5 protein-coding genes are annotated in these 12,533 nt (G+C 65.8%); 2 read left to right on the forward strand and 3 right to left on the reverse strand.

Annotated elements, in window-relative coordinates; all coding sequences use genetic code 11:
• Positions 1-289 precede the first annotated feature (289 nt).
• Genes ACTHQS_RS18915 through ACTHQS_RS18925 form a run of 3 tightly spaced genes read right to left on the reverse strand, consistent with a single transcriptional unit; the run spans position 290 to position 7,822 of the window.
• The gene (locus ACTHQS_RS18915; protein WP_440171954.1) at positions 290-3,988 is read right to left on the reverse strand and encodes a 1,4-alpha-glucan branching enzyme; all 3,699 of its coding nucleotides are present in this window, start codon (positions 3,986-3,988) and stop codon (positions 290-292) included.
• Between the two features lies 1 nt (position 3,989).
• Positions 3,990-5,783, reverse strand: a complete 1,794-nt coding sequence (treS, locus tag ACTHQS_RS18920) for a maltose alpha-D-glucosyltransferase (protein ID WP_440171956.1) — start codon at positions 5,781-5,783, stop codon at positions 3,990-3,992.
• Complete coding sequence (locus ACTHQS_RS18925; protein ID WP_440172084.1) at positions 5,780-7,822, reverse strand: alpha-1,4-glucan--maltose-1-phosphate maltosyltransferase; 2,043 nt, start codon at positions 7,820-7,822, stop codon at positions 5,780-5,782. Before ACTHQS_RS18925 ends, treS begins: the two co-directional genes overlap by 4 nt.
• A 191-nt stretch (positions 7,823-8,013) precedes the next feature.
• Between ACTHQS_RS18925 and glgP the strand changes: the two genes are divergently transcribed.
• Together glgP and ACTHQS_RS18935 are read left to right on the forward strand one after the other, a co-directional pair.
• Entirely contained in the window at positions 8,014-10,632 is a 2,619-nt protein-coding gene (gene glgP / locus ACTHQS_RS18930) for an alpha-glucan family phosphorylase (protein ID WP_440171958.1), read from the forward strand.
• 58 nt (positions 10,633-10,690) lie between these two features.
• Positions 10,691-12,490, forward strand: a complete 1,800-nt coding sequence (locus ACTHQS_RS18935; RefSeq protein WP_440171960.1) for a thiamine pyrophosphate-requiring protein — start codon at positions 10,691-10,693, stop codon at positions 12,488-12,490.
• The last annotated feature ends 43 nt before the right edge of the window (positions 12,491-12,533 follow it).

The raw sequence follows: 12,533 nt of genomic DNA on the forward strand, positions 1-12,533 counted from the left end.
CTCAAACAACAGACACACCCGGCACCACCCAAACCCTCGTTCAGGATCGCTCCGGAGCAACTTTTCAAACTTACCCGCTGGCTTCGTGCGTGTCAAACCGGCATCCGCGACCATCCTCAGCGTAAGCTTGGGGGATCGGTTTTCCGTCTGACTCCGTGGAGCAGCGCGGAAATAAACTGTACCACCACTCTTCCGGGATCGCCAGTCCACCCCAAAGTAACCCGCCGCCGGCAGCCGAAAGGCCCGGAATCCCGCGGATTCCGCGCCTTCGTGGACACGGGCGGTGAGATCAGCCGGCCGTTGATGCTCCCGGCTTGAAGTAGGCCGCGCCGAGCGGAGGCAGCGTGACAGTCAGCGTCGCCGGCTGGCCGTCCTGTCCTTCGTCTGTTGCCTTCAATGCGCCGTCGTTCAGCACACCGGATCCCCCGTACGTGGTGTGGTCGGTGTTCAGGACCTCGGTCCAGGCCCCGGCCGTGGGGACTCCCAGGGTGTAGCCCACATGCGGGGCACCGGAGAAGTTGATGGCGCAGACAATCGGATTGCCGTCGGCGTCCCACCTGATGAAGGACAGGACGTTTCGGTCCGCGTCTCCTCCATTGATCCACTGGAAGCCGGCAGGGACGTTGTCCTGCGAATACAGGGCCGGAGTAGCTGCGTACAGCTCGTTGAGGTCCTTGGTCAGCAGCTGGAGTCCCTTGTGGGCAGGGATGTCCGCGAGCCACCAGTCCAGGCCGTGCTGTTCGGACCACTCGGCTTCCTGGCCAAACTCGGTGCCCATGAAGATGAGCTGCTTGCCCGGATGCGCCCACTGGTAGGCAAAGAAGGCGCGAAGGTTGGCCAGCTGCTGCCAGCGGTCACCGGGCATCTTGCGGAGCATCGAGCCCTTGCCGTGGACAACTTCATCGTGGCTGATGGGCAGCAGGAAGTTCTCCGTGAAGGCATAGACCAGGGAGAACGTCACCGTGCCGTGGTGCCACCTGCGGTTGTAGGGGTCCTCGGAGATGTACTTGAGGGAATCATGCATCCAGCCCATGTTCCACTTCAGGCCGAAGCCCAGGCCGCCGTGGCTCGTGGGAGCGGTAACGCCCGGGAACGCCGTGGATTCTTCCGCGATCATGACGGCACCGGGGTGGGTCTTGTAGACGGTGGCGTTCACTTCCTGCAGGAAGGAGATGGCTTCGAGGTTCTCCCTGCCGCCAAAGCGGTTGGGCCGCCACTGGCCTTCCTGGCGTGAGTAGTCGAGGTAGAGCATGGAGGCGACCGCGTCCACGCGCAGGCCATCGATGTGGAATTCCTCCAGCCAATACAGTGCGTTGGCCACAAGGAAGTTCCGGACCTCGGTGCGGCCGAAGTCGAAGATCAGGGTGCCCCAGTCGGGATGTTCCCCAAGGGCCGGGTCGGAGTGTTCGTAGAGGGGCTCGCCGTCGAACCTGGCCAGCGCCCAGGAATCCTTCGGGAAGTGCGCGGGTACCCAGTCCAGCAGGACCCCGATCCCGGCCTGGTGCAGGGAGTCCACCAAGTAGCGGAACTCGTCAGGGTGCCCGAAACGGGAGGTGGGTGCGAAGTAGGACGTGACCTGGTAGCCCCAGGAACCGCCGAACGGGTGCTCCGCTACGGGCATGAATTCCACGTGCGTGAACCCGAGCCATTTGACGTACTCCACCAGTTCCTGGGCGAGTTCGCGGTAGCCCAGGCCCAGGCGCCACGACCCGAGGTGCACTTCGTAGACGCTCATGGCCGAGTTGTGGGGGTCGCGCTTGGCACGCGTTTCCATCCATTCATCGTCCTTGAAGGCGTAGGACGGCTCCACCACCCTGGAGGCAGTCAGCGGGGGCACCTCGGTGCCGAATGCCAGCGGGTCGGCCTTTTCAACCCAGTAGCCGCCGCGGGTCAGGATCTCGAACTTGTAGCAGGCCCCTGCGGCCACGCCGGGAATGAAGACTTCCCAAACACCGGAGGATCCCAGTGAACGCATGGAGTTTTCCCGTCCGTCCCAGGCGTTGAAGTCGCCCTTGATGCGGACGGCTTGGGCGTTGGGGGCCCACACGGCGAAGGAGACACCGTTGACGTCCCCCAGCGTTGACTTGTAATGCCTGACGTGCGCGCCGAGCACCTGCCACAGTTTCTCGTGCCGGCCTTCACCGATGAGGTGGAGGTCCACTTCGCCCACTGTGGGCAGGTAGCGGTAGGGCTCGTCAATGGTCACCGGGTCCTTGCCGGGGTAGGTAACCGCGAGCCGGTAGTCGGGAACGTGTCCCTGCTCCAGCGGTTCCAGGACGGCAACCCATACGCCGTGGGCCTCGTGTTCCATGGGAACTTCACCGGCCTGCGTGACCACGGTGACTGCTTCGGCGAGGTGCTTCACGGTGCGGATGGTGACATGCCCGTAGTCGTCCAGGTGGGCGCCCAGGACGGAGTGGGGGGCGTGGTGTTCACCGTTGGCGATCCTGCCCAGGGTGCCTTCATCCACGTGCAGGGGCACCCCCGGGCGGTCAGTTCGTGCTGAGCCTGTCATTTCGTTACCTTCCGATGCTGCACCGGCGGAGTCGCCGGCACCGTTGCTGCCCAGGAGCCGCCTGGAGGCGTTTACTGGAATCGCCACCCAGTCGGGCCTGTTTCGCATTTCATAAACAACTTCGTACAGTGCCTTGTCCAGCCACAATGCCACAAACAGCGGTGAGGTTCGGTCCACCGTTCCGGGAATGACCCCGGCATACCCTGCCAGGAAGGCATCGGCACAGTCGTCAACCCAGCTGTCCGGGACCTGCGCACCCTCCTGCTCGCGCTGGGCTGCTCCAGCGGCGTAGTCGAAGGACCGCAGCATCCCGACGACGTCGCGCAGGGGCACGTCCGGGACGTTACGTTCGGCGATGGGCCTCAGGGGCTCGCCCTCGAAGTCCAGGATGGCCCAGCGCGACTCGTCGCCGGACTGGCCTGTGACCTGGAGGATCTGGCCCAGGTGGAGGTCGCCATGAATCCGCTGCAGCGGCCCGGCGGGGGCCTTGTCCAGGTTCGCGAGCAGGGCGTCCAGGGCGTCGTCGTAAGGTCCGACGGCGGCACGCGCTTCTGCCCAGGCGGTCCGGACACGTTGGGCAACAGCAGGTCCTGGTCCCTTGCCGGGTCCAGGGCCGGCCGACTGCCCCAGAGCCTCCGCCAGGCGCTTGTGCACCGTGGCGGTCGCGGCGCCAAGGGCCCTGGCCTCTGCTGTGAAGTCAGTGCCCGAGCGGGCGGCGTCCACCGCCAGCCGCCAGGCATCACGGCCACCGGCGAGGAATTCATGGGCCACCGCAAGCTCGCCCTGGACGTACCGGGTACCGTGGCCGGAGCCGGAGGAGGCATGGTTGCCGTGCCCCAGCCACTCACCCCTGACCCAGCCAAGGGTGGCAGGGACTTCCGAAGTTCCTGCCTTGGTTAGGGCAGCCCCCACTTCAATTTCCGGGTTGGTCCCGTCCGAAAGGACGCGGAAGAATTTCACCATGGCCGCCGACTCGCCGTCGTCCACAATGACGGAACTGTTGGACTGCTCACCGGAGAGCACCTTCACAACGCCCTTCGCGGTGGGCAGGCGGTACAGCCCCTCCACGCGGAAGCCCGTCGCGGTGCCGCTGTCCGCTTTCCCCTCCTGCCGGATGAGCTCCAGCCAGGCGCCCACGAAGTCGGGGTCGTGAACGGCGTCGTAAACCCAAGGGCGGGTGGGATCCATTCCGGCCGCCTCGCCCACCAGGGCACGCTCCATGCCCCCGGCCGGCGCCGGCCGGAAGCTCAAGGGAACCTGGACGACGGCGGTGCGCTGACCGCCGTCGGGCCGCTGGGTGGCGACGTTGAGGAGGAACACGGCCAGCGCCGCGTGTCCGCTGGGGTCCGCCAGCCCCAGGCTGCCGGCCTGGGAGATGGCGAAGTCGGGGGTTTTGACCGGGAACCAACGCTGCTGCGGCAGCCATTCCTTGAGCAGCGCGGTAAGGGCGGGAGTGAGGATTGGCTGGTTCATCTCAGTTCTCTATCGACAGGATTGGCATGGCCTGGGTGTAGGGCGACGATGGGTTGGACCCCGCCGAGCGCATCCGAAGCCAGAAGAAATCGTGGCTTCCGAGGGTCAGGGTGAGGGTCCCGTCGTCGCCGATGCCGGGGAAGACCTGTCCGCCAAACACGTCGCGGAGTCCCCTTCCGGCATATTCGGGGATCCGCAGGGTGGCTGCGACCGGGTGCTGGGAGAGGTTGAAGGCGCACAGGATGATTTCCCCGTTGGCGCCGGCCGGATTGCTGTCCGGCAGCTCACGCAGGTACGCCAGGACGGCGTCGTGGTCTGCTTCCACATGCTTGAAGCCGCCGAGCCCGAACGCCGGGTGGTTCTTGCGGACACTGAGGATCTGCCGGGTCCAGCGCAGCAGGGACCCGGAATGGGCAGCTTCAGCCTCCACGTTGGCCATGGCGTAGTTGTACACCAGGGACTGGATGGGCGGCAGGTACAGCTTGCCGGGATCGGCGTGGGAGAAACCTGCGTTCCGGTCCGGGTTCCACTGCATGGGGGTGCGGACGGCGTCGCGGTCCTCGAGCCAGATGTTGTCGCCCATGCCGATCTCATCCCCGTAATAGAGGAACGGGCTGCCCGGAAGCGAGAGCAGGAGCGCGTTGATCAGTTCGATTTCGGCCCGTGAGTTATCGAGCAGGGGTGCCAGCCGGCGGCGGATGCCGATGTTGGCGCGCATGCGCGGGTCCGGGGCGTACCAGCCCAGCATGGCCGCACGCTCATCGGCGGTGACCATTTCCAGGGTCAGCTCGTCGTGGTTGCGGAGGAACGTGCCCCACTGTGCGCCCTCGGGGATGTCCGGGGTGTCGCGCATGGTTTCGATGATGGGCGCAGCCTTTTGGTCGCGCAGCGCGTAGTACAGGCGGGGCATGATGGGGAAGTGGAACGCCATGTGGCACTCGGGTTCATCAACGGTGCCGAAGTATTCCACCACCTCGTTGGGCGGCTGGTTTGCTTCGGCGATGATCACGCGGCCGGGGTAGCTTTCATCCACCATTTCCCGCAGCCTGCGGAGGAACTCGTGGGTGGCCGGAAGGTTTTCGCAGTTGGTGCCCTCCTCCTCGTAGAGGTAGGGAATGGCATCCGCCCGGAAACCGTCAATCCCCTGGTCCAGCCAGAACCGGACCACGTCGAAGACGGCGTCGATCACCTTGGGGTTTTCGAAATTCAGGTCCGGCTGGTGGCTGAAGAACCGGTGCCAGAAGAACTGCCGGCGGATGGGATCGAAGGTCCAGTTCGATTCCTCGGTGTCAACGAAGATGATGCGGGCGTCCTGGTACTTTTCGTCGGTGTCACTCCAGACGTAGAAGTCACCGAAGGGCCCGTCAGGTTCCTTCCGCGATTCCTGGAACCACGGGTGCTGGTCAGAGGTGTGGTTCAGGGGGAGGTCGATGATCACCCGGACGCCGCGGGCATGGGCTTCTGCTACGAGCCGCTTGAAGTCGCTGATGGTGCCGAACTCGTCCAGGACCGAGTTGTAGTCGGAGATGTCGTAGCCGCCGTCCCGCAGCGGCGACTGGAAGAACGGTGGCAGCCAGAGGCAATCCACGCCCAGCCACTGCAGGTAGTCCAACCGGTCGATGAGTCCGGAGAAATCCCCGGACCCATCGCCGTTGGCATCCGCAAAAGCCCTGACAAGTACTTCGTAGAACACTGCCTTCCGGTACCACAAAGGGTCATGCTGAAGGCCAGGCGCATTTAGCTCGAACGTGCTCTTGGGAGTGAAGTGGCCGGAACTTTGCGGGTTAAAACTCACTGATGCATTCTCCTCACGCTCAGGATGTGCGCGGGCTCCACATGCGGATCAAGCCGCACGTAGTTGTATTCGCCCCACTCCCAGCTTTGGCCGGTGATGAGGTCGTCCACATAGAAGCCGCCGCCCGGCGTGATGTCCTGCGGGTCCAGCTCCAGGGCCGCCAGGTCCAGGGCCACGCTGCATTCCTTGGTGACGTGCGGGTCCACGTTGACCACCACAATGATGGTGTCCTTGGACCCGTCAGGGAGGGTCTTGTGCTTCGAGTAGACCACGGTGGAGGCGTCAGTGCTTTGGTGGACCGTCAGGTTCTGCAGGTCCAGCAGCGCAGGGTGGTCGCGCCGGATGTGGTTCAGCCGGGTGATGTACGGGGCCAGCGAACGCCCTGACTCGGCTGCGGCGTCCCAGTCACGGTGCTTGTACTCGAACTTCTCGTTGTCGATGTACTCCTCGGCGCCGGGCCGGGCCACGTGCTCGTACAGTTCGTAGCCGGCATAGACGCCCCACAGCGGGCTTCCGGTGGAGGCCAGGACGGCCCTGATCCGGAACGCCGCCGGTCCGCCGTACTGCAGGTACTCCGTGAGGATGTCCGGAGTATTCACGAAGAAGTTGGGGCGGAAGAACGCCGGGGATTCGTGGCTGACTTCCTCGAAATAGGTCTCGATTTCCTTCTTGGTGTTGCGCCACGTGAAGTAGGTGTAGGACTGCTGGAAGCCTGCCCGGCCCAGCGCGTGCATCATGGCGGGGCGGGTAAAGGCTTCGGCCAGGAAAACTACGCCAGGTGCTGCTTTTTCGACTTCCGCGATAAGCCATTCCCAGAACCACACTGGTTTGGTATGCGGGTTATCCACCCGGAAAATCTTTACGCCGTGGCTGACCCACAGCAGCACAATTCGCAGGATTTCCCGGGAAAGCCCTTCCGGGTCGTTATCGAAATTGAGCGGATAGATGTCCTGGTACTTCTTTGGCGGGTTTTCCGCGTACGCAATACTGCCGTCCACCCGCGTGGTGAACCATTCCGGATGGGACTGCACCCACGGGTGGTCCGGGGCCGCCTGGAGCGCGAGGTCCAGGGCTACTTCCAGGCCCAGTTCGTTGGCGCGGGCCACGAAGGCGTCGAAGTCCTCGAACGATCCGAGGTCGGGGTGGATGGCGTCGTGGCCGCCTTCCTTCGCTCCGATGGCCCAGGGTGAGCCGGGATCGTTGGGACCGGCCACCAGGGTGTTGTTGGGTCCCTTGCGGAACTGCACGCCGATGGGGTGGATGGGCGGCATGTAGAGGACATCGAAGCCCATTGCTGCCACGGCGTCCAACCGCTTTGCCGCGGTCCGGAAGTTGCCCGACGTCCACTCGCCGGTGTCGTGGTTCTTGACTGCACCCTCGGACCGCGGGAAGAACTCGTACCAGGCGCCCCGACCGGCCCGGTCGCGCTCCACCAGGAGGGGGTACTTCTCGGATACGGTGACAAGTTCCCGGATGGGCTGGTGTGCCACAACGCCGGCGACGTCGTGCCCGAATCCGGCGGCCAGCCGCTCCTCCGTGCTGAGGGATTGGTCAGCCAGTTTGTCGGCCGCGCCCCGGAGGACGCCTTTGTCCCAGTCGCTGCGGAAGTCCTCCCCGGATGCTTCGCGCAGCAGTTTGGCACCTTCGGCAAGCATGAGTTCGACGTCGACGCCGGCATCGATCTTTACCTCGGCATTGTGGTGCCAGGTGCCGTAGCGGTCGTGCCAGGCTTCGATGACAAAGGACCAGTTCCCCGTCTCCGACGGCGTGAGCACGCCTTCCCAGCGGTCCGTGCCCATGCCCCGTTCCCCGCGGGGCGGCGCAAGCCGCACGCGCTGGCGCTCGGCACCGGAGGGGTCGAGGAGCACGGCGCTGACGCCGAGCTGGTCATGCCCTTCCCGGAAGGCAGTGGCGCCCACCACGATGGCTTCACCGGGCAGGGCCTTGGCCGGAAACTTGCCGCCCTCGACGACGGGCTGCACGGCGGTAATCGGAAAACGCCCGAACCGCAGGTCCTCGGTGATACTGCGCTGGGGCATTTTGGTGGATGCGGCACTGGTTCCTGAGTTAGTCGTCACAGGCTCGACGTTAGCGAGAAATGACCCGGATTGCTAAGCCTGCTCACTAAAAACGCCGTGCCGCGGCCTAATTTCTTCATGCCCCTGTCATTTACCCAAAAGAAACCGAAAGCTGGTTCCGGCAGCGCATGTTGTCGGTTAGTGTGACGCAGGTGAAGGCAATCCGCAGGTTTACGGTCCGTACAGTCCTCCCCGAACCCATTCGGCCTTTGGCCAGGCTGGCCAGCAATTTGCGGTGGTCCTGGCACCGCCCCACCCGCGAGCTTTTCGCCGGGCTGAACCCGCGCCTGTGGGAGGAAAGCGGGCAGGACCCCATCGGGTTCCTGGGCATGGTCAGCCGGGAGGAATTCCAGCAGCTCGCCGCCGACCAGTCGGTAGTGGAACGGGTGCGCGCCGCGGAGCAGGACCTTGACCGGTACCTCCAGGAGCCGCGCTGGTACCAGGGCCTGGGCCCGGATGCGCCCGCCTCCATTGCGTACTTCTCGCCCGAGTTCGGCATTACCGAGGTCCTCCCCCAGTATTCCGGCGGCCTGGGCATCCTTGCCGGCGACCACCTGAAGGCTGCCTCGGACCTGGGCGTGCCCCTGATCGGCGTGGGCCTGCTGTACCAGGCGGGCTATTTCAAGCAATCACTGTCCCGTGACGCGTGGCAGCAGGAGACCTACCCAGTCCTGGACCCTGACGGCCTGCCGCTGACCCTGCTCCGGGAGCCGTCCCCCGACGGCAACGGCAAGGCCGTGCAAATCTCCCTCCCCCTGCCCAACGGCAGGCGGCTGCTGGCACACATCTGGCGTGCCGACGTCGGACGCGTCCCCCTGCTCCTTTTGGACTCCAACGTGCCGGGCAATGACGACGCCGCCCGCAGCATCACGGACCGGCTGTACGGCGGCGGCGGCGACCACCGGCTGCAGCAGGAACTCCTGCTCGGGATGGGCGGGGTCAAGGCCCTGCGCGCCTTCCAGAAGCTGACAGGCTGCGCCGCGCCCGAGGTCTTCCACACCAACGAAGGCCACGCGGGGTTCCTTGGGATCGAACGCATCCAGGAACTGATGTCCGGGGAACAGGCCCTGACCTTCGATGAAGCACTGGCCGCCGGGCGCGCCTCCACTGTGTTCACCACGCACACGCCGGTGCCGGCCGGCATCGACAGGTTCGAAATCAACCAGATCAGCCACTTCTTCCAGGCGGGACTGGCTCCCGAGGTGCCGGTGGACAGGATCCTGGAACTGGGCAGGGAAAATTACGCGGACGGAAACCCGGCCGTCTTCAACATGGCGGTCATGGGCCTGCGCCTCGCCCAGCGCGCCAACGGCGTGGCCAAACTCCACGGTGAAGTGTCACGCGGCATGTTCTCCGCCCTCTGGCCAGGCTTCGACCACTCCGAGGTGCCCATCACCTCCGTCACCAACGGCGTGCACGTGCCCACTTGGGTGGACAGCCGCATTTCCAAGCTGGCCCGCGACCAGTTCGGCAGCGAGGCCGAAGCGCTGGGCAAATGGGACCTGGCCTACAACGTCAGCGACGCCGATGTCTGGGCTCTGCGCCGCGAGATGCGCGCTGCCCTCGTGGAGGACGTCCGCCGCAGGCTGCGCGCAGCCTGGAAGAAGCGCGGCGCGGCTGACGCCGAGCTCGGCTGGACCGACAACGTCCTGGACCCGGATGTCCTCACCATCGGCTTTGCCCGCCGCGTGCCCACCTATAAGCGGCTCACGCTGATGCTGCGCGAACCGGCGCGGCTGAAGGCACTGCTCCTGCACAAGGAGCACCCCATCCAGCTGGTCATCGCCGGGAAGTCCCACCCCGCGGATGACGCCGGGAAGAAGATGATCCAGGACCTGGTGCGCTTCACCGACGATCCGGAAGTACGGCACCGGATCGCGTTCCTGCCGAACTATGACATCGCCATGGCCCGGACCCTGTTCCCGGGCTGCGACGTGTGGCTGAACAACCCGCTGCGTCCGCTTGAGGCCTGCGGCACGTCCGGCATGAAGGCGGCCCTGAACGGATCGCTGAACCTGTCCGTCCTGGACGGATGGTGGGATGAGATGTACGACGGCGAGAACGGCTGGGCGATTCCCACGGCCAACAACGACGCTTCCCCCGAGGAACGGGACGACATCGAGGCCGCAGCGCTGTACGAGCTCCTGGAAACGCAGGTGGCCCCGCGCTTCTACGGCAGCACGGTGTCCGAAGGTGCAGGCGCTGCCGGCCCCTCGACCACGCGGAGCGAGAAGGTGCCCACCCACTGGGTGTCGATGATCAAGCACACCCTCTCGCACCTCGGGCCGGCCGTCTCCGCGGAGCGGATGCTCCGCGACTACGTGAACATCCTGTACCGCCCGGCAGCGGAAGCGGGCCGCAGCGCCACCGCCAACTCCTACGCCCAGGCCCGCGCGCTGGCGTCCTGGACGGCCAGGGTGCGCGGCGCCTGGCCCCAGGTCCACGTGGAGCACGTGGATTCGGTGGGCGTATCCGAGGATCCGCAGATCGGCGACACGCTGCAGGTCAACGCCTACGTGGCGCTGAACGCGCTCACTCCGGAGGATGTCTGCGTTGAGGTGGCCTACGGCAGGGCCGAGGAGAACGACGCCCTGGCCGACATCACCATGATGGAGCTCCAGGTAAAGGAGGACCTGGGTAACGGGCGCCACCTGTTCAGCGGTTCCCTGGTCATCGACCGCTCCGGACCGTTCGGCTACACAGTCCGCGTCCTGCCCCGGCATGACGCCCTGGCCTCCAAGGCTGAGCTCGGACTGATCGTCAACGCTTAGCCACCGGCCTCATGGGTACGGCTCCTGGCAGGCAGCAGTACCCGACCAGGAGGGTTCAATGACCGAACGTACGGTGGCCGATGTGATTGTGGAGCGCCTCACCACGTGGGGTGTGAACCGGGTCTTCGGCTACAGCGGGGATGGCATCAACGGCTTCATGGGCGCCCTCCGCCGGACTGAGGGCCGCGCGGAGGGGCAGGTTGAGTTCGTCCAGGCCCGGCATGAGGAATCGGCGGCGTTCATGGCCGTGGGCCATGCGAAATACACCGGCGGGGTGGGGGTGGTGACGTCCACCCAGGGCCCCGGCGCCGTCCACCTGCTCAACGGGTTGTACGACGCAAAGTTGGACGGCGTGCCGGTAGTGGCCATCGTGGGGCAGCAGAGCCGCACCGTGCTGGGGTCCGCCTACATGCAGGAAATCGACCTGCCTGCGTTGTTCAAGGACGTCGCAGCAGAGTTCGTGCAGCTCATCAGCGCGCCGGAGCAGGTGCCGATGGTGCTGGACCGTGCCTTCCGGACGGCGAAGGCCACTTCCTCCCCCTGCGTGGTCATCATCCCGCACGATGTCCAGTCCGCGCCCGCACCTGAGCTGGAGCAGCAGCATGGCATCGTGGTCACCGCTCCGTCCTGGAGCGCCGCGGCCAAGAGCCCGCGCGAGGAGGACCTGGCCGCTGCCGCCGCCCTCCTTAACTCCGCGGAACGCGTGGCGCTGCTGGTGGGCCAGGGAGCCAGGCACGCCGCCAAGGAAGTGGTTGCCGTGGCGGAGAAGCTTGGGGCCGGCATCGCCACCAGTCTCCTGGGCAAGCCGTATGTGGACGAGAACCTGCCCTTTGCCGTGGGAACCATGGGACATCTGGGCACCACCGCCAGTGCGCACCTGCTGGGCAACTGCGACGCCCTCCTCATCGTGGGCTCCAATGATCCCTGGACGGAGTTCTATCCGCCGCCCGGGGCCGCCCGTGCCGTGCAAATCGATATCGATGAAAAGAAGATCGGCAACCGCTACCCGGTGGAGGTAGGCCTGGCCGGCGACGCGGCATCAGCCCTGGACGCCTTGAACCAGAGGCTGGAGCCCCGGCCGCGCACCCAGTGGCGCTCGGATGTTGAAGGGGAGGTCAGCAACTGGCGTATCCTCGCGGCCGACCGGGCGGCCGTGCCCGCTGCCCCCGTCAACCCGGAGCGGGTGGTCCGGGAGCTCAACGGCCGCCTGCCCGGCAACGCCCAGGTGAGTGTCGACGTCGGAAGCTGTGTCTACTGGTACGCCCGCCAGCTGGTGCTGCCCACGGGAGTCCCCGCGCATCTGTCCGGAACGCTGGCAAGCATGGGCTGCTCCATTCCCTACGGAATTGCCGCCAAGCTGGCACACCCGGACCGGCCACTGGTGGCCCTCGCCGGGGACGGCGCCATGCAGATGGCGGGCATCGCGGAGCTGGTAACCGTGGCGCACCGCTGGCGGCAGTGGCAGGACCCACGGTTCGTGGTGTGCGTCTTCAACAACCGGGAGCTGACCGAGGTCACATGGGAGCAGCGTGAATCGGAGGCCGAGCCGCGGTTTGCCGCCAGCCAGGAACTGCCCGATTTTCCCTTCGCCGGCTACGCGGACCTGCTGGGGCTTAAGGGAATCCGCGTGGAGGACCCGGAACTGGTGGGCGACGCCTGGGACCAGGCCTTCGCCGCCGACTGCCCGGTGGTGATTGAGGTCCTGACCGACCCTGAGATCCCGCTGCTTCCGCCGTTCCCGGCCGGGCGGCAAAAGGCGGAGAGCATGCGGAAGGGCCTTGCGGCGGAGGACGACGGCGGCAGGGCCTCCGCGTTGTTGGACACCTACGTGTCACACGAGGAACGCCCGAAAACCTAGCTGTGCCACTGCCTTCCAGGGGAGGCTGCCCTCCGAGGGAGGC

Origin of the sequence: Arthrobacter sp. SAFR-044 (genome assembly GCF_051965175.1) — a bacterium.
Taxonomy (GTDB): Bacteria; Actinomycetota; Actinomycetes; order Actinomycetales; family Micrococcaceae; genus Arthrobacter.